The organism is Mesorhizobium sp. WSM4816 (assembly GCF_055811535.1).
The window spans coordinates 1-21,258 of sequence record NZ_JBVVQR010000042.1 but is presented as its reverse complement, the minus strand read 5'-3'; the positions used below and the strand labels follow the sequence as shown (position 1 = coordinate 21,258).

General features: G+C 64.1%; 18 protein-coding genes and 1 tRNA gene. 11 read left to right on the top strand and 8 right to left on the bottom strand.

The annotated features are described in order from the left end of the window. Positions 1-3 precede the first annotated feature (3 nt). Positions 4-1,545, bottom strand: a complete 1,542-nt coding sequence (locus AC0L3H_RS28680) for a DUF4153 domain-containing protein (RefSeq protein WP_473587707.1) — start codon at positions 1,543-1,545, stop codon at positions 4-6. Positions 1,546-2,109: 564 nt separating this feature from the next. On the opposite strand from AC0L3H_RS28680, the gene AC0L3H_RS28675 reads away from it, so the two are divergent. Next, positions 2,110-2,994, top strand: coding sequence for an HpcH/HpaI aldolase/citrate lyase family protein (locus AC0L3H_RS28675; RefSeq protein ID WP_473587706.1), 885 nt, complete (start codon positions 2,110-2,112; stop codon positions 2,992-2,994). A gap of 25 nt (positions 2,995-3,019) precedes the next feature. Further along, a complete protein-coding gene (locus tag AC0L3H_RS28670; RefSeq protein WP_236371063.1) occupies positions 3,020-3,226 on the top strand; it encodes a DUF1737 domain-containing protein in 207 nt (68 codons plus the stop codon). Between the two features lie 188 nt (positions 3,227-3,414). Here the strand turns inward: AC0L3H_RS28670 and AC0L3H_RS28665 are convergent, their stop codons facing one another. After that, the gene (locus AC0L3H_RS28665; RefSeq protein WP_023802719.1) at positions 3,415-3,837 is read right to left on the bottom strand and encodes a metallopeptidase family protein; all 423 of its coding nucleotides are present in this window, start codon (positions 3,835-3,837) and stop codon (positions 3,415-3,417) included. Positions 3,838-4,022: 185 nt separating this feature from the next. Here AC0L3H_RS28665 and AC0L3H_RS28660 point away from each other — a divergent pair, with 185 nt between their 5' ends. From AC0L3H_RS28660 to AC0L3H_RS28650, 3 genes are read left to right on the top strand one after another with little or no spacing between them, the layout of a single operon-like run. Continuing rightward, a complete protein-coding gene (locus AC0L3H_RS28660; protein WP_473587705.1) occupies positions 4,023-5,063 on the top strand; it encodes an ImuA family protein in 1,041 nt (346 codons plus the stop codon). Next, positions 5,005-6,486 (top strand): DUF6504 family protein, encoded by a 1,482-nt coding sequence (locus AC0L3H_RS28655; protein ID WP_473587704.1) that lies wholly within the window; start codon positions 5,005-5,007, stop codon positions 6,484-6,486. Before AC0L3H_RS28660 ends, AC0L3H_RS28655 begins: the two co-directional genes overlap by 59 nt. Beyond that, positions 6,483-9,758, top strand: coding sequence for an error-prone DNA polymerase (locus AC0L3H_RS28650; protein WP_473587703.1), 3,276 nt, complete (start codon positions 6,483-6,485; stop codon positions 9,756-9,758). Before AC0L3H_RS28655 ends, AC0L3H_RS28650 begins: the two co-directional genes overlap by 4 nt. 226 nt (positions 9,759-9,984) lie before the next feature. On the opposite strand, the gene AC0L3H_RS28645 is transcribed toward AC0L3H_RS28650, so the two are convergent. The 4 genes from AC0L3H_RS28645 to AC0L3H_RS28630 all read right to left on the bottom strand — a co-directional run bounded on the left by AC0L3H_RS28645 (position 9,985) and on the right by AC0L3H_RS28630 (position 12,922). Next, positions 9,985-10,224, bottom strand: coding sequence for a Trm112 family protein (locus tag AC0L3H_RS28645; RefSeq protein ID WP_027153659.1), 240 nt, complete (start codon positions 10,222-10,224; stop codon positions 9,985-9,987). A gap of 253 nt (positions 10,225-10,477) precedes the next feature. After that, a complete protein-coding gene (locus AC0L3H_RS28640) occupies positions 10,478-11,149 on the bottom strand; it encodes an LON peptidase substrate-binding domain-containing protein (protein WP_091592106.1) in 672 nt (223 codons plus the stop codon). Between the two features lie 184 nt (positions 11,150-11,333). After that, positions 11,334-12,332, bottom strand: a complete 999-nt coding sequence (gene trxA / locus AC0L3H_RS28635; protein ID WP_473587702.1) for a thioredoxin — start codon at positions 12,330-12,332, stop codon at positions 11,334-11,336. 92 nt (positions 12,333-12,424) lie between these two features. Then, positions 12,425-12,922, bottom strand: a complete 498-nt coding sequence (locus tag AC0L3H_RS28630; RefSeq protein WP_473587701.1) for a prolyl-tRNA synthetase associated domain-containing protein — start codon at positions 12,920-12,922, stop codon at positions 12,425-12,427. A 233-nt stretch (positions 12,923-13,155) separates the two neighbouring features. On the opposite strand from AC0L3H_RS28630, the gene AC0L3H_RS28625 reads away from it, so the two are divergent. Further along, positions 13,156-13,230 (top strand) — tRNA-Gly (locus tag AC0L3H_RS28625). Here AC0L3H_RS28625 and AC0L3H_RS28620 read toward each other — a convergent pair. Then, positions 13,219-13,422: a hypothetical protein gene (locus AC0L3H_RS28620; RefSeq protein ID WP_473587700.1), complete on the bottom strand. Its 204-nt coding sequence runs from the start codon at positions 13,420-13,422 to the stop codon at positions 13,219-13,221. The two genes, AC0L3H_RS28625 and AC0L3H_RS28620, sit on opposite strands and share 12 nt — an antisense overlap. Positions 13,423-13,602: 180 nt before the next feature. Beyond that, complete coding sequence (locus AC0L3H_RS28615; protein WP_027153653.1) at positions 13,603-14,472, bottom strand: helix-turn-helix domain-containing protein; 870 nt, start codon at positions 14,470-14,472, stop codon at positions 13,603-13,605. Between the two features lie 106 nt (positions 14,473-14,578). On the opposite strand from AC0L3H_RS28615, the gene AC0L3H_RS28610 reads away from it, so the two are divergent. The 5 genes from AC0L3H_RS28610 to AC0L3H_RS28590 all read left to right on the top strand — a co-directional run bounded on the left by AC0L3H_RS28610 (position 14,579) and on the right by AC0L3H_RS28590 (position 21,164). Then, positions 14,579-15,850, top strand: a complete 1,272-nt coding sequence (locus tag AC0L3H_RS28610; protein ID WP_473587699.1) for an ABC transporter substrate-binding protein — start codon at positions 14,579-14,581, stop codon at positions 15,848-15,850. A gap of 338 nt (positions 15,851-16,188) precedes the next feature. Then, on the top strand, positions 16,189-17,049 hold the full coding sequence (locus AC0L3H_RS28605; protein ID WP_473587698.1) for a carbohydrate ABC transporter permease: 861 nt from the start codon (positions 16,189-16,191) through the stop codon (positions 17,047-17,049). Next, entirely contained in the window at positions 17,046-17,912 is an 867-nt protein-coding gene (locus AC0L3H_RS28600) for a carbohydrate ABC transporter permease (RefSeq protein WP_473587697.1), read from the top strand. The genes AC0L3H_RS28605 and AC0L3H_RS28600 overlap by 4 nt, the downstream gene beginning before the upstream one ends. A gap of 7 nt (positions 17,913-17,919) precedes the next feature. After that, positions 17,920-19,005: an ABC transporter ATP-binding protein gene (locus AC0L3H_RS28595; RefSeq protein WP_473587696.1), complete on the top strand. Its 1,086-nt coding sequence runs from the start codon at positions 17,920-17,922 to the stop codon at positions 19,003-19,005. Between the two features lie 125 nt (positions 19,006-19,130). Beyond that, a complete protein-coding gene (locus AC0L3H_RS28590) occupies positions 19,131-21,164 on the top strand; it encodes an aldo/keto reductase (protein ID WP_473587695.1) in 2,034 nt (677 codons plus the stop codon). Positions 21,165-21,258 lie beyond the last annotated feature (94 nt).

Here is a 21,258-nt window from a genome sequence, read left to right as displayed (position 1 = left end):
CGATCAGCGGCCCGGCACGAAGGGTTCGGAGCCCTGAGGAACCACGAACGGGATAGACGTGTCGAGAGTGCGAAGGAGCCGCCAATCGCGAAAGCTCCAGGCGCGCCAGTTTTCCTGGGCCGCGCGGTAGCCGGCCTCGTCCTGTCCCAGCAAACGGACGAGTTCGCGGTAGGGGGAAACGCTGGCCGTATTGGTCCTGGCCTGATGCTCGAGGAAGCGATCGAGCGCCGGCCGGGCGCTGGGACCGAGCGAACGCAGGTACCAGAAATCGAGCTCGGTTCCGTGGCCGGTCATTTCGAATGAGTGCTCGACATTGTAGTTGGCGATCAGGGCGGCAAAGTTGATGAACGAGCAGGCATAAAGCGTCGCCGATAGCGTCAGAAGATTGGCGGAAAGCAGCCATTCATTGGATTTTCCGAGCGCGATGCGGGCGATGATCAGGACGAGGCCCGCCGCCACCAGCCCCATCCAGACGAAGGCGGCGACGCGCCAGTAGGTCAGCGCATAGATGCCGACATAGAGTTCAAGCCGCAGGATCGACGAGATGACCAGCACGATGTTCTGCGCCACCCAGACATAGACCAGCCGGCGGATGAACGGATCGCTGGAAGTGGCACTTCCCGGCCTGAGCGCCGCCAGCACGAAACCGGCGGCGAGCAGCGCCGTGACGATCAGCGGATAGGCGCCGCGATGCGCATAGGCGGCGTAGGTCAGCCCGTCGGGCAGGGCGATGCCGCCCCACAGATAGGTGGCGTCGAGCGCGGTCTGCATCGCGAACAGGATGTTGAAGATGACCAGCGCGCGAAGGATGGCGGCCTTGCCGAAGATGATGTCCTCGATCGCCCTGGCGGGTTTTGTCGTCGTCGTCACCGCGCTGACAGGGACAGGTGTCACCCGACGCGCAATGCGGCGCAAGAAGCGCGGCAGGCGCGGGCGCAAAAAAGCCCAGACGCCGGCAAGCACGACCAGCCAGAAGGCCAGCCGCGGCAGCTGGATGAGGTCGAGCAGTGCGTAGAGATCGATCAGCGACAGCCAGTATTCGATAACCGGATTGGCGGCGCCGAACAGCGCCAGAAACACTGCGCCCAGGGTCAGCGGCATGATCCAGACGGCGATCGCCGCGAAGCCGATGCGCCGCCGGCCAAGCCGCCGCGCCGCCTTGCGCCAGCGGACGAAATCGTGGACGAACCGAAACGGCGCTGCGAGCAGGAACAGCGCGACCTGGCCGGCAATGCGGGCAAATCCGCGCCGCAGCCGCCCGACCAGCGAAAGCGTAAAGACGGCCAGCGCCGCAAGCCCGATCGCGACGGACAGCGCGCTGACATTTTCAAGGAGCGGCAGCAGCCCGACAAGCAGGGCAACGGGTTTGAACCAGGCCCGGCCGGCGCTGAGCGCCGCGGCCGCGGCGGCCAGCGTCATGCCGAACAGGAAGAGCGTGATGCCGACCGGCTGCCCATAGAAGAAGAAATCGGCCAGCGCGGCAAGCAGGGCGGCAACGCCGAAGCGCGCGCAACTGCCCGGCGCGGCGGTAAGCAGCGATGTCATGATCGGGTTTTCTCAGCGGCTTTGATCCGGCCGGGGGGCGGAGATTTGCGGATGAAGGGAAAGAGAGTCGCCGAACGCGGCGGATCGATGAGCCAGCAACCGTCATTGCGGAGGGGCAGGGACCAACGGGGCTTTTCGCGCTCTTGCATGCCGCCCTTTTCGCCGGCCGAAATGCAGGCTGCGAGGCGGGTCCGAGGAGATTTTCCGCAATGTTGTGCAGTTTTTGTGCAGGGTCAGGAATCACTTCAGCTTTGAATCCGCCCCGTCACCCCTTTTGCGGGCGCTTGCGCTGCCCCTCACCTGCCTGCCGGCATCCTCTCCCGTATAGTGACGGGGAGAGGGGTGCTCTCATCGCCGGTTTCGCCAATCACCAGCGTTGCAAGAATGACGTCGAGGCTGCGCCAGCCCCTTCTCCCCGTCCCTATACGGGGAGAAGTGCCCGGCAGGGCGACGAGGGGCGGCGCCAACTTCGATGATTGGCTTGCATCCAATGCAAGCTATGACTGCCCGAAGCGATTGCCCTGTGTGCTTGCTTCGATCGCCTCCAGGCGGCATAGATCAGGCATGACCGAAACCTGCCGCCCGCGCCGCTCGGTGCTTTACGTCCCGGCCTCGAACGACAAGGCGCTGGCCAAGATCTCGTCACTGGCCTGCGATGCCGTCATCATCGATCTCGAAGATGCCGTCGCCCCGACCGACAAGGTTTTTGCCCGCGAAAAGCTGGCTGATATTTTCGCTCACCGCGCAAACCTGCGCTGCGAAATGGTCGTGCGCATCAACCCGCTCTCCAGCGAATGGGGCGCCAGGGACTTGCTGGCGGCGGCACGCTGCCAGCCCGACGCCATTCTGCTGCCCAAGGTCGACACGCCGCGCGACGTCCTGGAAGCCGGCGACGTGCTGGACGACAATTTTTCACCCGACGAGGTAAAACTATGGGCGATGATCGAGACGCCCAAGGCGCTGCTCAACATCGGCCCGATTGCCGAGCTTGGACGCGATCCGGCCTCGCGGCTGGTCTGTTTCGTTGCCGGAACGAACGACCTGGTCAAGGACACCGGCATTCTCGCCACGCCCGACCGGCGCTATCTCACACCATGGCTGATGCAGATGGTGCTCGCCGCGCGCGCCGGCGGCCTCGAGCTGCTCGACGGTGTCTTCAACGATTTTCGCGATCTGGACGCTTTTGCGCGCGAATGCGCGGAAGCAGCCGCCATGGGGTTCGAGGGCAAGTCGCTGATCCACCCGGCCCAGATCGATGCCGCAAACCGCGCCTTTGCACCATCTGCCGAAGCCGTGGCCGAGGCGCGTGCGGTCAAGGAGGCCTTCGCGCTTGCCGAAAATGCCGGCAGGCAAGTCATTGCGCTGGATGGAAAGATGCTCGAGCGGCTGCATCTGGCGCAGGCCGAAAAACTGCTGGCGAAGGCGGCCGCCAGCGCCAGCGGGACATGATCGCAACCCACCACAGGAATGAAAAATGAAACTCTACCGCTTTCTGTCCGGCCCGGACGATTCCAGCTTCTGCCACAAGGTGACGGCGGCGCTGAACAAGGGCTGGCACCTGTTCGGGTCGCCGACCTATTCCTACGACCAGCAGACCAAGACCATGCGCTGCGGCCAGGCCGTGGTGAAGGATGTCGAGGGCCAGGAATACGGGCCCGACACCAAGCTCAGCGATTGGTAGCTTTGCAAGGCTCGACGCAGGGTGTGTTGAGATTCAGGTCAGGCCGCGCCGGAGTCGAAGACGGGCGCGAAGCGACCAGACTGGGTAGTTTCCGAGAACCGGAGCGGAGCGTACTTTTGGGTACGTGAGCACCGGGAGCGCAGGGAACTGCCGTTCGCAGGCCGGCATCACCTGAATATCAGCACAGCCTACTCGGCTGCCTCTTCGATCCGTTCCATATCGTCGTCCGACAGGCCGAAATGGTGGCCGATCTCGTGGATCAGCACATGGGTGACGATATCGCCCAGCGTCTCCTCGTTCTCGGCCCAGTAGTCGAGGATGGCGCGGCGGTAGAGCGTGACGCGGTTCGGCCCCTCGCCGGTCTGCGGATTCCAGCGCTCGGCGATGCCGCGCCCCTCGAACAGGCCGAGCAGATCGAAAGGCGTTTCCAGCGACAAATCGTCCATGATCTCGTCGGTCGGGAATTCGGCGATCTGGATGACGATCTCGCCGGTCAGCTTGCGAAACTCCTCCGGCAGATGGGCGTAAGCTTCTAGCGCCAGGAACTCCATTTCCTCCATCGACGGCGAAAGCTCGTCGTGCCAGGTACGGGTCTTGTAGATGCGGGCCATGCTTTGTCCTTCTGATCCCGGCATATAGGCTTTCGCGCCGGACTCGGCAATTGGCCGGGTTGCCGTCCATGCGCGGCAGGAATAAATTCCCCATGACTGCGCCTATGACTCCGCTTGACTCTTCGGCCGCCCTCTGGAATCTATTAGAACATAACAGGAACAATTGTGAGTGGAAGCTGACCGTCATGGCGACAAGCGCCGTGGCGCGGGAGACTGTTTTTGCCCTGCGCCGCCAGATCGCGAAGATCGAGGGAACGCTGCCCGAGCGCCTGCAGGCGCCGGCCGGCGCTCCCGTTGATGCGCCCCGGAATCCAACAGCTGATGTCACGCCCAAAAATCTGACAATTGTCCGCCGCGGCCTCGCCGTGGCGCCGCCCGATGCGTTTCTGCGCACCGGCGCCGAAGGTCTCGACACCGCGCTCGGCGGCGGCCTGCCGAAGGCGGCGCTGAGCGAGATCCATGGCGCCGCGACCCGCGATGCCGGAGCCGTCGCCGGCTTCGCCCTGTCGCTCGTCAGCCTGATCCTCAAACAGGGGCCGCGACTGCCGGTCCTGTGGATCGGCACCGCGGAAATCTTCCGCGAGGCCGGCTTCCCCTATGCCAGGGGGCTTCATCGCCTTTTCGGCATCGAGCCGGAGCAATTGCTGTTTTCCGAGACGCCAAGGCTCCTCGACGCGCTGTGGACCGCCGAGGAGGCCGCCCGGATGACGGCGCTCGCCGCCGTCATTCTCGAAATCCGCGGCAGTCCGCAGCGGCTGGACCTCACCGCGACGCGGCGGCTGCACGCCCGGGCACAGAGCGCCGGCCGGCCGGTGTTTCTGCTGCGCCAGGCCGGCGAACCCGAGCCGACGGCGGCACCCGTCCGCCTCGTCCTGTCGGCGGCGCCGTCGGCACCACGCCAGACGATCGCCGGGCCGCTCGCCGGCTCGATCGGCCGCCCCGCCTTCACCGTCAGCATCGGCAAGAGCCGCACCGCCTTGCCAGGACAATTCACACTGGAGTGGAACCCCGATGAACGCAGTTTCGAGGAAAGAAGGGCTGGGGAAAGACGCCAAGAACGGGCAGCGAATCCTGTCCCTGTGGTTTCCGCATCTCGGCGCGGAAAGGATCCTGCGCCAGCGTCTGGGGCGGTCCTGGCGTTCGCGGCCGTCGGATCACCTGCCGCTGGTGATCAGCCATCGCCAGGCGAACGCGCAGCGCATCGCCGCCCTCGACGAGCGGGCTGAGGCGCTTCACCTGAAGCGCGGCATGGGCATAGCCGACGCGCGCGCCATGCATCCGTCGATCGACGTCGTGGAAGCCGATCCCGAGGCCGACCGCCGCCTGCTCGAAAGCCTCGCCGACTGGTGCGACCGCTACACCCCGCTGGTGGCGATCGACGCAGCCGATGGCCTGTTTCTCGACGTCACCGGCTGCACCCATCTTTTCGGCGGCGAACGGGCGATGCTGGACGACATCCTGTCGCGCTTTTTCCATCAGGGTTTCGATGTCCGCGCCGGCCTTGCCGCCACACCAGGTGCAGCCTGGGCGGCAGCGCGGTTTTCTGGTGATCGCATCGTCCCCGGTGGCGAGGAGGAGGCGCTTCTCGCACCCTTGCCGCTGGCGGCGCTGCGCATCGAGCCTGACATCCGCGCCAGCCTGGAAAGCGTCGGCCTGCGCACGGCGGGCGCCGTCATGGCAGCACCGCGCGCGCCGCTCGCCCGCCGCTTCGGCAGATCGCTGCTTTTGCGTCTCGACCAGGCGCTCGGCCGCCTCGACGAGGCGGTGTCGCCGCGCCTGCCGGTGGCGCCGCTTTCGGTCGAACGCCATCTCGCCGAACCGATCATGCTGACCGACGAAATAGAGCGGCTGGTGAAAATGCTGGCGACGACATTGAAGGCGGACCTCGAGCGCCGCGGCGAGGGCGCAAGAAGGCTGGCGCTGCTGCTTTTCCGCGTCGACGGCGCCGTCAGCCGCATCGCCGTCGGCACCTCGCGGCCGTTGCGCGAGCCGTTGCTGATCCAGAAATTGTTCCACGAGAGGCTTGCCGCGCTCGAACAGGACATCGATGCCGGCTATGGCTTCGATCTCGTGCGCCTCTCGGTGCTGTCGGCCGCGGCCTTCGACATGCAGCAGGCGGATCTGACCGGCGAGACGCGCGACGACAGCGCCGACATAGCCCTTTTCGCCGACCGCATCCGCGCCCGGCTCGGCGACAGCGCGGTTTTGAAACCGGTTGCCGTCGAGAGTCATCTGCCCGAGCGCGCCGTCGCCACGCATCCCTATGCGGAGGCGCCGCAAAGGGTCTCTGCGCCGAAGCAGCCGGACAAGATGCCGGGCAAGATGAAAGACACTAGGCCTGTCTTGCGGCCGGAACGGCCGATCCGGCTGTTCCGCTCGCCCGAGCCGATCGAGGTGCCGGCCACCAAAATGCCTGAAGGACCGCCGCTGAACTTCCGCTGGCGGCGCGCGCTCTACCGGGTGGCGCGCGCCGAAGGGCCGGAACGCATCGCCCCGGAATGGTGGCGGGAGGCAGCGGGGCAGGAAGCGACCCGGGATTATTTCCGCATCGAGGATAGCGACGGCCGCCGTTACTGGCTTTATCGCCAGGGTCTCTACGGCGCCTCGCAGGCGGCGCCGCGCTGGTTCATGCACGGGGTCTTCGCATGAATGCGCTGGCGGCCGTCCCCTATGCCGAATTCGGCATCCAGTCGAATTTCTCGTTCCTGCGCGGCGCCTCGAAACCGGAGGAGCTGGTGGTCGCGGCAAAGTTTTTGGGCTTTTCGTCGATCGGGCTTGCCGACCGCAACACGGTGGCCGGCGTCGTGCGCGCCTGGCAGCAGGCCAAGGTGGAAGGTCTTTCCTGTCATCCCGGCTGCCGCCTGGTTTTTTGCGATGGCACGCCCGACGTTCTCGCCTATCCGCGGGACCGCAAGGGCTGGGGCCATCTGTGCCGCATGCTGACGCAAGCCAATATGCGCGACGACAGCGAAAAGGGCGCACCGCTGCTCTATCGCGACGATCTTTTCGAATGGGGCGATCTCATGTCGCTGGCGATCCTGCCGGATCTGTCGGCGCCGGCCGAGGATCTCGGGCTGATCAGCCGCCTGAAAGATCGCTTCGGCCGCAAGACCCTGCGGCTTGCCGTTTCGCCGGATTATCACGGCAACGACCGCTACCGTGTCGAGCAGGCGGCTGCCATGGCCGAGGCATCAGGCATTCCGCTGATGGCGACCAACGACGTTCTTTACCATACGTCCGAACGGCGCCGGTTGCAGGACGTGCTGACGGCGATCCGCCTCAACCTGCCTGTTGCCGAAGCCGGGCTGGAACTGGCGGCCAATGCCGAGCGCCATTTGAAGCCGCCAATGGAGATGACGCGGCTGTTCCGGCGGCATCCGCAGGCACTGGCGCAAACGCAGCACTTTGCCGGCGAATTGAGCTTCTCTCTCAGTGACCTCCAATACAACTATCCCGACGAACCGACGGAATCGGGCCTCGGGCCCCAGGCCGAACTGGAAAGGCTGGCTCTGGAGGGAGCCGCGATACGCTACCCCTCGGGCGTTCCCGCCGATGTGACCAGGCGCATCCGCGAAGAACTCGCTTTGATCGAGCGCCTGAATTACGCGCGCTATTTCCTGACAGTCTACGACATCGTCAAATTTGCCCGCAGCCAGGGCATACTCTGCCAGGGACGTGGCTCCGCGGCCAACTCGGTGGTCTGCTATTGCATCGGCATCACCGAAGTGGGGCCTGAGCGGATCGATTCGCTTTTCGAGCGTTTCATTTCCGAGGAAAGAAACGAGCCGCCCGACATCGATGTCGATTTCGAGCATGAAAAGCGCGAAGAGGTCATCCAGTATATCTACTCGAAATACAGCGCCAAGCGCACCGCGCTGGCCGCGGCCGTCGTCAGCTACCGGGGCCGGTCGGCGATGCGCGAAGTGGCCAAGGCGATGGGCCTGTCGGACGATGTCAGGAGCGCGCTGTCCAGCTCGATCTGGGGCTGGTCGACCTCGGAGCTCGGCGAAAAGGAGACCAGCGCCGGCGGCCTCGATCAAACCGATCCGTCGACAAGGCAGGTGATCGAATGCGCCAACGAGATCATGGGTTTTCCCCGTCATCTGTCGCAGCATGTCGGCGGTTTCGTCATCACCAGGGACCGGCTCGACGAGATCGTGCCCATCATCAAGACGGCGATGGACGAACGCAAGATGGTCGAGTGGGACAAGGACGATCTCGACGCGGTGAAAATCCTCAAAGTCGACGTGCTGGCGCTCGGCATGCTGACCTGCCTGCAGCGCGCCTTCACGCTGCTTGAAGATCATTATCCCGATGCGCGGGATGATTTTGGCCGGCCCTATGTGCTGGCCACCCTCCCTGCCGAGGACAAACATGTCTACGACATGATCTGCCGTGCCGACACGATCGGCGTCTTCCAGATCGAATCGCGCGCCCAGATGTCGATGCTGCCGCGGCTCAAGCCGAAAACATTCTATGACCTCGTCATCGAGGTGGCGATCGTGCGGCCCGGCCCGATCCAGGGCGACATGGTCCACCCCTATCTGCGCCGCCGGCAGGGCAAGGAAAAGCCCGAATATCCCAAGCCGGAACTGGAAGAGATACTCGGCAGGACGCTGGGCGTGCCGCTGTTCCAGGAACAGGCGATGAAGATCGCCATTGTCGCCGGCGGCTTCAGGCCGGGCGAGGCCGATGAACTGCGCCGCGCCATGGCCACTTTCAAGCGCACTGGCACGATCGGCAATTATCGCAAGCGGATGGTCGACGGCATGATTTTGCGGGGTTACGAAAAGGACTTCGCCGAGCGCTGCTTCAAGCAGATCGAGGGTTTTGGCGAATATGGCTTTCCCGAAAGCCATGCCGCCTCCTTCGCCCTGCTGGTCTATGCCTCCTGCTGGTTCAAGACGTTCTATCCCGACGTGTTCTGCGCCGCGATCCTGAATTCCCAGCCGATGGGGTTTTATCAGCCGGCTCAGCTTGTCCGCGACGCGCGCGACCATGGCGTCGAAATCCGCGAGGTCGACGTCAATTTTTCCGGTTGGGATTGCGCGCTGGAGGAAGTGCCTTTCGACCCGGCCGGCATCCTCGACCGCCATGCCGAAATGCGCGGCATCATCCGGACCAGCCATGCCGTCCGGCTGGGTTTTCGCCAGGTCAAGGGCCTGTCGAAGGAGCGCATGGAGGTGTTTGTCGCCAGACGCGGCGACGGCTACGCATCCGTTCGCGATGTCTGGCTGCGCTCGGGCCTCCATGTCGATGAGATCGAGAAGCTGGCGCAAGCCGACGCTTTCCGTTCGCTCGGCCTCGACCGCCGCGACGCCCTGTGGGCGGTCCGCGCGCTCGACGGCAGGAGTGCCATGGAGACCCTGCCGCTGTTCGACCGGCCGGAGATCCGCTTGCGCGATCTCGAGCCCGAGACCAGGCTGCCGACAATGCCGCTCGGCGAGCACGTCGTCCACGACTATCGTTCGCTCGGCCTGTCGCTGAAGGCGCACCCGCTTGCCTTTCTACGCCAGCGGCTGGACCGCTCAGGCGTCACCCCCAATGCGCGCCTCGGCCAGGTTCGGGACGGCAAGCGCGTTTCGGTCGCCGGCCTTGTCCTGGTGCGGCAGCGGCCGGGCAACGCCAAAGCGATTTTCCTGACGCTGGAAGACGAGCAGGCGGTCGCCAACGTCATTTTTTGGGAAAGGACCTTCAACCGCTACCGGCCCATTGTCATGGGCGCGCGGCTGGTCCGCGTCACCGGCAAACTGCAGTCGGAATCGGACGTCATCCATATCGTCGCCGACAAGGTCGAGGACCTGACACCCTGGCTGTCCGTGCTTTTGCACGCACATGCCGTGCAGAACGATCGGCAGGACATTGCGACGCTATCGGGGAAGGCAGAAATGGTCATGCCGAAGGGGCGTAATTTTCAATAGGGGATACTGTGCGGCGGTGCACAATCCTGAATGCCGGCGGGACAGCGCCCCCCTCTGCCCTGCCGGGCATCTCCCCCTCAAGGGGGGAGATTGTCTGTCGCGGCCGGCCTCGGCAATCTCCTACGTCGTAGGAAAGGCGCTGCAGGCGAAGCTGCCGATCTCCCCCCTTGAGGGGGAGATGGCCGGCAGGCCAGAGGGGGGTGCGAGCGCCGACACCCGAATATGTTCAGGACGGCCCACCCAACCGCGGCGGCGGCAATCCGTCGTCGAAGGGGAGCGAGCGTGCTTCAGAAGGCAGCATGATCGGAATGCCGTCACGCACCGGATAGGCAAGCCGTGCGACCCTCGAGATGAGCTCGCCGCGCTCCGGATCCCAGCTAAGCGGACCCTTGGTCAGCGGGCAGGCCAGCAATTCCAGCAGCTTGGGGTCGACATTGGCCTTCTTTCCCTCACGCCCATCCACCATTTTGTCAGTCCTCTCGTTCGTCCTCAGTCTTCGTGCGTTGACGCTGCCGCTCACCTGCCTGCCGGCATTCCTCTCCCCGTATAGTGACGGGAGAGGGACGCTCTCATCGGTGGTTTCGCCAATCACCCGCGTTGCAGAACGTCCGCCAAGGCTGCCGACAGCCCCTTCTCCCCGTCCCTATACGGGGAGAAGTGCCCGGCAGGGCGATGAGGGGCGGCGCCGACTTCCGCAATTGGCTTCTTTTTCCACCCTTCTACTGCAAGCTCGAGCCGAAATCCTCGTTCTCGCGTGCCAGCGCCATTTCGGTGATGGCGATCAGGGTTTCGGCGCGTGTCTTCAGGTCGGCCGCTTCGAGCAGCGCCTGTTTCTCGGCCGGCCCGTAGGGCGCCATCATCGACAGCGCATTGACCAGCATGGCGTTTTCGGCGCGGCTGACGCTTTCCCAGTCGGCTTCAAGATCGTTGGCCTGCAAATAGGCGCGAAATGCCTTGAGCAGCGCCGGCCGGTCGATCTCGGCCTCGGCTTGATCTTCGTCGAGATCGGTGAGAAAGGGTGCAAACCGGCACTGGCGGAAGGGCGTCTTGACCACAAGCTCCTGCACGATGCGGAACCGGCACACACCTTGCAGCGAAATCAGGTAGCGGCCGTCGCCGCTCTCGGAAAGCGCGATGATACGGCCGGCGCAGCCGACATTGCAAAGCGCCGGCTCGCCGTCGGGACGCCGCGAGCCGTCGAGGCTGGGCTGTATGACGCCGATCAGCCGCGATCCGGCGATCGCCTCATCGACCATCTCCAGATAGCGCGGCTCGAAAATGTTGAGCGGCATGCGGCCGCCCGGCAGCAGCAAGGCGCCTTCAAGCGGGAAGATCGGCACCGTCGGCGGCAAATCCGTATCGAGCCGGTAATGCGCGTTTCCCGCCTGCACTTCAAACCTCCGCTCGCTCCCTCAAGAAGCGCATCAAGCCCGCCCATCCCTTCGCAACCTGACCCAAAATCGTCACCAGGCCCAAAATCGTCACCAGGCGAAGAACGGATCGGTCAGGCCTCCTAATCTGGCGCAGCCGTTGTCGACCGCAAGGCCATCAGGCAAAAACAGCTTGGTGTTGCGCTCAGGAAAACAGCAGCGACGACAATTTGCGCCGCGCCGCCAGCGTTGCCTCGTCGGTCATGCCCCAGGCCTCGAAGAACTGCAGCAACTGCGTCTTGGCGCCGTCGTCGTTCCACGAGCGATCGGCTTTGACGATCGCCAGCAGATTGTCGGCTGCGGCCATGCGCTCGCCGTTGGCGTTCTGGATCATGGCAAGCTCGAAACGTGCCTGATGATCCCCGGGGTTATCAGCCAGGCGCCGCTCGAGCTCGGCCGGATTGCCAAGTGCTTGTGCCTGCGCGGCGAGCGCCATCTTGGCGCGCACGGCGGCGAGCGGCGGCGCATCCTTTTTTGCTTCCGGCGCCCGCGCCAGCACGGCTTCGGCACCCTCGGCATCGCCAGCCTCGAACAGCAGATCGCTCAGCCCGGCAATCGCCTCGATCGTCTCCGGCGCTTGTTCCAGGATCGTGTCGAAAATGTCCGCCGCGGTCTGCACATCGCCGGCGGCGCGCGCCTCCGCGGCCGCGGCAAGCGCCTCGGCCACCTGCGGCGCACCATTGCCCTTGCCGCCGACCTTCTGGATGAAGGCGGCGATCTGGCTCTCGGGAATGGCCCCCATGAAACCGTCGACCGGCTGGCCGTCCTTGAATGCGATGACTGCCGGTATCGACTGGATGCCGAGCTGTCCGGCGATCGAAGGATGGTCGTCGATGTTCATCTTGACCAGCTTGACCTTGCCGCCGGCGGCGGTGACCGCCTTTTCCAGCAGCGGCGTCAGTTGCTTGCAGGGCCCGCACCATGGCGCCCAGAAATCGACCAGCACCGGCTGACGGCGCGATTCCTGGATGACGTCGGCGGCAAATGCTGCCGTCGTCGTCTCCTTGATAACGTCGGCAGCGACAGGCGGGTCGCCAAGCGCGACTTTCTCAGGCGCGGTCTCAGTGCCGCCATACTGCACAGTGGTGGCATACTGTCCGGCATTGCTGCCAAACGGGCCGCCAAATTGATTGTTGTCGCTCATCTCGTGCCCTTTCGGTCGCCGCCCGGCCGCCAGCCCGGCGCAACATCCTTAATTCTCGCTCAGAAGTCGGTATATCGTCATCCATGTGGCGATCATGCCGTGACTTTCAAGATAACAGCATCATGCCCGGTTGCCTCGACGAATTTGACCAGGTCGGCGGCGGCGATCGATGTCGTTGCCTCGTTGGTCAGCGGATGGGCGTTGATGACGGCATGGCGCATCAACTCCTGGTCGAGAACGACCTTGACCCGCAACTGCGTATCGTTGATCAAGCCGAACACGGTGACCGCCCCCGGAGTGACGCCGAGAAGCTCCATCAGCATCTCCGGCTTGCCGAAGGACACGCGCCCGGCGGCGCCGATGATTTGGTGGATCTGCTTGAGATCGACCACCGCCTCCTCATCGACGCTGACCAGGAAGAAATTGTCCTTCCTGTCCTTGAGGAACAGGTTCTTGGTGTGCCCGCCGGCGATTTCCCCGCGCAGCGCCTGCGAATCGGCGACCGTGAACAGCGGCGGATGGCGCAGGGTCGAGACCTCGATCCCGAGATCGGCAAGAAAGGCGAAAAGCTCGGCTTCGGTTTTCGGCATGTCGTTTCTGTCGGACTTTCTTGTTGTCGCGCGTTTGGATCATGCCGTTTACGGCCAATGACGCGGCCGAGACAAGACCGTTGCGCGGCAAGGCTGCCGATTGCGTTCCTGTCCGCGCCAGGGAAGGCTGGTTTGCGTCGCCGGGTGCAGCCCAAAAAACCTGCGATTTCCCTGTTGCAATCGCCGCGCCCTTCAGCCATATAGGCTCGGCTTGCGGCCCAAAAGCCGCGCGAGCGGGTGTAGCTCAGGGGTAGAGCACAACCTTGCCAAGGTTGGGGTCGAGCGTTCGAATCGCTTCACCCGCTCCAGTTTCCCAAGCGGGAAACAAGCATCGAAAAGCCGCGGTTCGCCGCGGCTTTTTCGCTTTTGGGCTGCACGGCACCAGCCAGCCGACGCCGAATAAAATTGCAAATCATGTGTGCGCGGTGGCGCATCGCAGCATCGAGATTCTTGGTCAGTTGGCGGGCTCCTTCATCTGTTCGGCCGATGCTGTGGGTCAAGAAAAACCCGACATTCGAGTCCGATCCTAAGGGATCCCCTGGAACGGTCCTGCCCCTACAGACGGTCCAGAGAGCACCACCGGCCTCAGGGCCGGTGGTGCATTGTTGCGTGGGCGCCAAACCAAACCGTGACCGCCTTGGTGTTCGGCGCCCGGGTCCCAGCCATGTCCTGTGCATCGACTATCGGGCGCCCGCGCCTCTGCGAAAATCCGACGGCGACATGCCGGCCAGCTTGCGGAACGACTTGTTGAAGGCGCTGAGCGAGCCGAAGCCGGAGTCCATGGCGACGCGCAGCACGTTGGCGTCCTGGTGCATCAGCAGCGCCTGGGCGTAGCTGAGCCGCAACAGATTGACATATTCGTTGAGCGTCATGCCGGTCGACTTCTTGAAAACGCTCATGGCGTATTTGGGATGGATGTCGGCCGCCGCCGCGATGTCGACGCAGTCGATGTCGTAGAGGAAATTCTCGGCGATGAAGTCGCACATGCGCCCGACATTGCGCAGCGATTGCTGGTCGAAGGGGCTGCCTGCTTCCTGCTCGATCGGCGTTTCGGGCACCAGCCGGTAGGGTTCGAAGCGCACCCGCTCCAGCCGCAGCAAGAGTTCGTTGACGGCGTGCTCGGCCTTGCCCGCATCGCCCGAGCGGACGTAGCGGTTCCAGCGCTCGAAATTGTCGCTGTCGGACCGGTCGGTGGCATTGGTCACCAAGGTCGCGCCGGTCATCAGCCGGTTGCGGACGTCGGCGGGCAGGTGCAGCCGGAAGAAGTGCACCAGCGGCAGATGCGCGCCGGCATAGACGGCATCGTCCGACGCATCGTCCATCTGGTGCGGCAGGCCGCCCCAGAACAGGCACATGTCGCCGGCCGAAAGCGCGATCTCGTGCTCGTCCATGCGGTAGTGCACGGCGCCGCGGACGATGAAATTCACCTCGACCTGGGCATGCCAATGCGGCTTCAGCATCACCAGGGGCTGGGTGTGAAACATCTGCAGCAGCAGCGGCAGACCCTCCACGCTGCTGGCGCCGGGCTGGTAAAACGGCCTTTCCGGCATCTTACTTTCCGCCCATTCTTTATTCCCTTTGTCGCGGACAAGCCTTCGCCAGCGCCTAGTCTAGCCATGCTCGCGAAGAGAGAGCAAATGAAATGGGAGGATTTCAATGCGCATCACACTGACCTGCGCCGCGTTCGCGCTTGCCTTGGGCTCAGCCCCGGCCTTTGCGCAATCCGGCGAAATCACGATCTGGAGCTGGAACGTCGCCGCTTCGTCGCTGAAGGCCACCATAGAAGGTTTTAACAAGCAGTTCCCCGACATCAAGGTCACGGTCCAGGATCTCGGCAACCAGCCGACCTATGACAAGTCGATCGCCGGCTGCGCCGCCGGCGGAGAGGGGCTGCCGGACATCGTGACGATCGAGAACGGTGAGGCCGAGAACTACTGGAGCCAGTTCCCGGACTGCTTCGTCGACCTCCATACGCTCGGCTATACCGCCGAAGACCAGGCAAAATTCCCCGATTTCAAGCGCACCGAGCTCGAAGTAGAAGACAAGGCCTATGCGATGCCGTGGGATTCCGGCCCGGTGGCGATGTACTACCGCCGCGACTTCTATGAGAAGGCCGGCGTCGACCCGACCTCGATCAAGACCTGGGACGATTTCATTGCCGCCGGCAAGAAGATCCAGGAGGCCAATCCCGGCGTGACCATGACCAACGCCGATTTCAACGGCGACTCCGAATTCTTCCGCATGATCGCCAACGAGCAGGGCTGCGCCTATTTCGCCGCCGACGGGCAGTCGATCACCGTCAACCAGCCGGGCTGCGTGGCGTCGATGACCAAGATCAAGGAGATGAAGGACGCCGGCATCATCACCTCGGCCGATTGGGGCACCAAGATCACCAACAACACCGCCGACAAGGTCGCCAGCCAGATGTATGGCGGCTGGTACGAGGGCACCATACGCACCGAGTCGCCCGACGGCAGCGGCAAATGGGGCGTCTACCTGATGCCTAGCCTCACCGCCGACGGCCCGCGCGCCGCCAATCTCGGCGGTTCTTCGCTCGCCATCACCTCGGTGTCGAACAACAAGGAAGCCGCCTACGCCTACCTGAAATACGCGCTCGCGACCAATGAGGGCCAGATAGCGATGCTGAAGGGTTTTGGCCTGGTGCCGTCGCTGATCTCGGCGCTCGACGACCCCTATGTCTCCGAAGGCCAGCCCTATTGGGGCGGCCAGGCGGTGTGGAAGGACATTCTTGGCACCTTGCCGAAAGTCGTCCCCAGCCGCGGCACGCCGTTCCAGAGCGACGCGGAAATCATCGTCCGCGCGGTGCAGACCAAATATCTCGGCGCCGGCTACCCCGACGCCAAGGCGGCGCTCGACGATGCCGCAAGCCAGATCGCCTCGGCGACCGGCCTGCCGGTCGAAGAGTGAGATGGAGTTTGGCCGAAGAGGGCGAGGGCGGGTTCGAATTCGGCCCCTTCCTGTGACCGTTTCGCTGCCCCTCACCTGCCTGCCGGCATCCTCTCCCCGTATAGTGACGGGGAGAGGGGCGCTGTCATCGACGGTTTCGCCAATCACCAACGTTGCAGATTGCACGCCCAGATTGCGGCCAGCCCCTTCTCCCCGTCACTATACGGGGAGAAGTGCCCGGCAGGGCGATGAGGGGCAGCGCTGATTTCGACAATTGGTCCTCACCAGAAGTTCATGAACCGCCGTTTGCAGCCGCATCATTAACCCCGCGTTCCAGCGCGAGACAGGAAGGAGAAGGAATGCGCTATCAGAACGCCACGGCGTACCGCTTCCTGGCGCCCTATCTGCTGATCTTCTCGATCTTCTGGCTGTGGCCGATCATCAACTCCTTCCTGATCTCCTTCCAGGCGACGCGCACCGTGCCGTGGCGGTTCGCGCCGACCTTCAACTGGGGCCGGCTGATCGGCGACCCGGCCTTTTTCAACGCCTTGAAGAACACGCTGCTCATCCTCGTCATCCAGGTGCCGGTGATGATCACTTTGGCGATCGTCATGGCGGTGCTGCTCAATTCGCCGCTGCTCAAGGCCCGTGGCCTGTTCCGCTTCGCCTTCTTCGCCCCGGTCGTGGTCGGCGAAGTCGCCTATTCGGCGGTGTTCCGGCTGATGTTCAATCTCGACTACGGCATCATCAACAAGCTGCTGAACAGCGTCGGCCTGCCGCGTATCGACTGGTTTTCCAACGTCACCCCGGCGATGTCGGTGATCATGATCGCGGTGACCTGGCGCTGGGCCGGCTACAACGCCATCATCCTGCTCGCCGGCTTGCAGTCCATCCCCCAGGATGTCTATGAGGCGGCGACGCTGGACCGCGTCAGCAAGCTCAAGCAGTTCTTCTACATCACCCTGCCGCTGCTCAAGCCGATCATCGTGTTCTGCGCCGTGCTGTCGATCATCGGCACCATGCAGCTGTTCACCGAACCGTTCCTGATCACCGAGCGCGGCGGGCCGGGCGGCGGCACCGAAACGCTCGGGCTGCTGCTTTACCGCCAGGGTTTCAGGTCGCTCAATTTCGGCTACGCCTCGGCCATCGCCTACACCATGGCCGGGCTGGCGATCGCCATCTCGCTGGTGCAACTGTGGCTGACGAGGGAGCCGAAATGAGCTCACGTTCCGCTTCGAGCCGTTCCTCCTCCAGCCGCTCCTCCTCCAGATTGGGACGCAGCATCGCGCTGCATCTCTTCCTGACGCCGCTTGCGCTGATCTGGCTGTTTCCGCTGTGGATGATGGTGATCTTCTCGACCATGCCCGACAGGGGCATTTTCAGCCCCAGCATCGAGCTTTTGCCGCACGGCAGCTTCCTCGACAACGTCAACAACCTGCAGCGCGACACCAATTTCATCGGCGCCATCGGCATCTCGGTCTCGGTGGCGGTGACCTATACGTTCCTGTCGGTGCTGCTCACCTCGATGGCCGGCTGGGCGCTGGCGCGCTACCAGTTCTTCGGCAAGGGCGTCGTCGTCGCGATCATCCTCGGCACCATCACGCTGCCCTATGCTGTCGTGCTGATCCCGCAATTCATCATGGTGGCGCGCGACTTCAGGCTCGCCAACACCTGGGTGGCGCTGATCGTGCCGCCGCTGTTCAATTCGCTCGGCGTGCTGTTCATGCGGCAGAGCTTCTCGATGATGCCGGGCGATCTGTTCGACGCCGCACGCGTCGAGGGGGTCAAGGAATGGCGGATCTTCCTGTTCGTAGCGCTGCCGCTGGCGCGGCCGATGCTGGCGGCGCTCGCCATCATCCTGTTCCTTGCCTCCTGGAACAATTATCTCTGGCCGCTGCTGATCAATTCCAAGCCCGGCGCGATGACGGCGCCGGTGGCGCTCGGCACGCTGATCGGCCTCACCAAAGTGTCGTGGGGCGGCATCATGGCGGGCGCCGTGATGCTCACCGTGCCGATGCTCGTCGTGTTCGTGCTCTTGCAGCGCCATTTCGTCGCCGGCATTGCCGCCGGCGCCATCAAATAGGATCAGCATGGCAGCGGTCACACTCAAAAATGTCGTCAAGCGCTTCGGCGTCTTCGAGATCGTTCACGGCGCGAACATCGACGTCGACGACGGCGAATTCGTCGTCTTCGTCGGCCCCTCCGGCTGCGGCAAGTCCACGCTGCTCAGGATGATCGCCGGGCTCGAGGACATCAGCGGCGGCGAGATCGCCATCGGCGGCAAGGTAGTGAACAATGTCGAGCCCGCCGACCGCGGCATCGCCATGGTGTTCCAGTCCTACGCGCTCTATCCGCATATGAGCGTCGAGCAGAATCTGAGCTTTGGGCTGAGGATGAACGGCAACCCGAAAGCCGACACCGAGCGGCGGGTGAAGCGGGCCTCCGAGATCCTGCGCATCGCCGAGCTGATGAAGCGGCGCCCGCGGCAATTGTCGGGCGGCCAGCGCCAGCGCGTCGCCATCGGCCGCGCCATCGTGCGCGAGCCGCAAGTGTTCCTGTTCGACGAACCGCTGAGCAATCTCGACGCCGAGCTCAGGGTGCAGATGCGGGTCGAGATCTCGCGCCTGCACAAGGAGCTCGGCGTCACCATGATCTATGTGACACACGACCAGACCGAAGCAATGACGCTGGCCGACAGGATCGTCGTGCTCAACGCCGGCAATATCGAGCAGATCGGCGCGCCGCTCGATCTCTATGACGACCCCGCCAACCGCTTTGTCGCCGGTTTCGTCGGTTCGCCGAAGATGAATTTTCTGGCGGCACAAGTGGTCGGCAACGACGGCAATGCGACGCTCATCGAACTCGCCAACCATGGCGGCGCTCGGCTGCGGAAACCGCTGTCGGGCGCCCCGCCTGCGGTCGGCGCCGAGGTCGTGCTCGGGGTGCGGCCGGAGCATTTCTTCGAGGCCGGCGAAGGCGACTGCGACATCGCCGTCAAGGCCGACGTCGCCGAGCACCTCGGATCGGTGAGCTACGTCTATGCCAATGCCGGACCAGAGGAACTGATCATCGAGCGCGAGGCGTCGCGGCAGCGGGCGACTGGCGACCACATGGCGGTGTCGATCAAGGCCGGCCGGTCGCTTCTCTTCGACAAGTCAGGTGCTCGCATTCGCTAGTGCCCAAAAGCATGCCCTCGGGCGTGAACCGCGCAGCGGTTTGGGACAAACGCCATGCACACCAAGACACGGAATTTTTCTTTCACCAACTCGCGACGCCGAGGCGACCCCAAGGAGATCCAGGAATGACGTCCGAACCACAAAAGATCCGCTGGGGCATTCTCGGGCCCGGCACCATCGCCAAGGCCTTTGCCGGCGGCGTCGCCCATTCGCGCACCGGCACATTGGTCGCCATTGGTGCGCGCAATCCCGGCAAACCAGGCTTCGCTGAAAACTTCCCCGGTGCCCGTATCCTCGACGGCTACGAGGCTCTGCTCACCGATCCGGACGTCGATGCGGTCTACATTTCGACGCCGCATCCCAGCCACGCCGAATGGGCGATCAGGGCGGCCGAGGCCGGAAAACACGTGCTTTGCGAAAAGCCGATGGGGCTCACCGCTTTCGAAGCGGACGCGATGATCCATGCGGCGCGCAGGGCCGGCACCTTTCTCGGCGAGGCCTTCATGTACCGGCTGCATCCGCAGACGGCAAAGCTGGTCGACCTCGTCAGGTCCGGCGCGATCGGCGAGGTGCGCATGGTGAAATCGAGCTTCGGCTTCGCCATGCCTGGCTTCATGCCGGAGCACCGGCTTTATGCCAACGATCTCGCCGGCGGCGGCATTCTCGACGTCGGCGGCTACCCCGTTTCGATGGCGCGGCTGATTGCCGGGGCCGCATCGGGAAAGCCTTTCGCCGAGCCGGACAAGGTGGCGGGTGCGGCGCATCTCGGCCAGTCCGGCGTCGACGAATGGGCTTCGGCGCTGCTGCATTTCCCCAACGGCATCGTCGCCGAAGTCTCCTGCGGGATCTCGCTCGCCCAGGACAATGTCCTGCGCATCCTTGGTACCAAAGGCCGCATCGAGGTCGCGGATTTCTGGTATGCGAGCGGCAGGGAAGGCGGCACCGGCGAGATCCGCATCATCCGTTCAGGCGGTGAGGAGGTGGTCGAGATCAGGGAAGACCGCTGGCTCTACGCTTTCGAGGTCGACGCCGCCGGCGAGGCGATCCTGGCCGGAAAGCAGGAGTTTGCCTGGCCGGGCATGGGCTGGGCCGACAGTCTCGGCAATCTGCGTGTGCTCGACAAATGGCGCGCCGCCATCGGGCTCGAATACGAGATCGAAAAACCCGAAAAACGCGTCGACACCATTTCTGGCCGGCGGCTGCGCTCGGGCGGCACCATCATTGCGAAGCACGAAATTCCGGGCCTGCCGCGGCCGGCCTCGTGCCTGGCGCTCGGCTTCGAGGATTTTCGCACCTTCTCCTCCGGCATGATCCTGCTCGATGCCTATTTCGAAGCCGGCGGCAACGTCTTCGACACCGCCTTCATCTACGGCAGCGGCTACACCGAAACGCTGCTCGGCCAATGGCTGAAAAACCGCGGCGTGCGTGAGCAAGCGGTGGTCATCGGCAAGGGCGCGCACACCCCGCTCTGCTATCCCGATGTGATCGGCAAGCAGCTCACCCAGTCGCTCGACCGGCTGCAGACCGATCATGTCGACGTCTATTTCATGCACCGCGACGATCCCGACGTGCCGGTCGACGAATTCGTCGACGCGATGGACCGGGAGGTCAGGGCTGGCCGCATCCGCGGTCCGTTCGGCGGCTCGAACTGGACGAGGGAACGCATGGACGAGGCGATTGCCTATGCCGAGCGGACCGGCAAGCAGAAGCCTGGCGCGCTTTCGAACAATTTTTCGCTGGCCGAGATGCTGGTGCCGATCTGGCCGGGTTGCGTCACCTCGTCGAGCGATGACTGGAAAGCTTGGCTGACCGCCCGGCAGATGCCCAATTTCGCCTGGTCGAGCCAGGGAAGGGGTTTTTTCACCGGCCGCGCCGGGCGTGGCCAGCGTGACAATGAAGAGCTGGTCCGGGTCTGGTACTCCGAGAAGAATTTCGGCCGCCGCGACCGGGCGATCGAGCTCGCCAACCGGCTGGGCAAGAGCCCGATCCATGTCGCGCTCGCCTACGTCCTGGCCCAGCCGTTCCCGTCCGTCCCGCTGATCGGACCACGCACACTCGACGAACTGGAGGACAGCCTGCAGGCCCTCGACATCGCGCTTTCGCCCGACGACATTGCGTGGCTGGATAGCGGATCGGATCAGCATCGACGCACGGGCTGAGGGGGGCATCGCTGTCCTTTCCTTCTCCCCTTGTGAGGCCTTTGCACAGAATCGGATTGATGATTCCGGGGGTAAGGAAGAGAGGGAGATGATT

What these genes read in the sequence shown, in the direction of transcription:
- AC0L3H_RS28595 (WP_473587696.1), top strand. Translation starts at nt 17,920, where the DNA reads ATGGCAGCGGTCACACTCAAAAATGTCGTCAAGCGCTTCGGCGTCTTC.
- AC0L3H_RS28675 (WP_473587706.1), top strand. Translation starts at nt 2,110, where the DNA reads ATGACCGAAACCTGCCGCCCGCGCCGCTCGGTGCTTTACGTCCCGGCC.
- AC0L3H_RS28645 (WP_027153659.1), bottom strand. Translation starts at nt 10,224, where the DNA reads ATGGTGGATGGGCGTGAGGGAAAGAAGGCCAATGTCGACCCCAAGCTG.
- AC0L3H_RS28665 (WP_023802719.1), bottom strand. Translation starts at nt 3,837, where the DNA reads ATGGCCCGCATCTACAAGACCCGTACCTGGCACGACGAGCTTTCGCCG.
- AC0L3H_RS28660 (WP_473587705.1), top strand. Translation starts at nt 4,023, where the DNA reads ATGGCGACAAGCGCCGTGGCGCGGGAGACTGTTTTTGCCCTGCGCCGC.
- AC0L3H_RS28680 (WP_473587707.1), bottom strand. Translation starts at nt 1,545, where the DNA reads ATGACATCGCTGCTTACCGCCGCGCCGGGCAGTTGCGCGCGCTTCGGC.
- AC0L3H_RS28590 (WP_473587695.1), top strand. Translation starts at nt 19,131, where the DNA reads ATGACGTCCGAACCACAAAAGATCCGCTGGGGCATTCTCGGGCCCGGC.
- AC0L3H_RS28630 (WP_473587701.1), bottom strand. Translation starts at nt 12,922, where the DNA reads ATGCCGAAAACCGAAGCCGAGCTTTTCGCCTTTCTTGCCGATCTCGGG.
- AC0L3H_RS28670 (WP_236371063.1), top strand. Translation starts at nt 3,020, where the DNA reads ATGAAACTCTACCGCTTTCTGTCCGGCCCGGACGATTCCAGCTTCTGC.
- AC0L3H_RS28615 (WP_027153653.1), bottom strand. Translation starts at nt 14,472, where the DNA reads ATGCCGGAAAGGCCGTTTTACCAGCCCGGCGCCAGCAGCGTGGAGGGT.
- AC0L3H_RS28650 (WP_473587703.1), top strand. Translation starts at nt 6,483, where the DNA reads ATGAATGCGCTGGCGGCCGTCCCCTATGCCGAATTCGGCATCCAGTCG.
- AC0L3H_RS28605 (WP_473587698.1), top strand. Translation starts at nt 16,189, where the DNA reads ATGCGCTATCAGAACGCCACGGCGTACCGCTTCCTGGCGCCCTATCTG.
- trxA (WP_473587702.1), bottom strand. Translation starts at nt 12,332, where the DNA reads ATGAGCGACAACAATCAATTTGGCGGCCCGTTTGGCAGCAATGCCGGA.
- AC0L3H_RS28600 (WP_473587697.1), top strand. Translation starts at nt 17,046, where the DNA reads ATGAGCTCACGTTCCGCTTCGAGCCGTTCCTCCTCCAGCCGCTCCTCC.
- AC0L3H_RS28610 (WP_473587699.1), top strand. Translation starts at nt 14,579, where the DNA reads ATGCGCATCACACTGACCTGCGCCGCGTTCGCGCTTGCCTTGGGCTCA.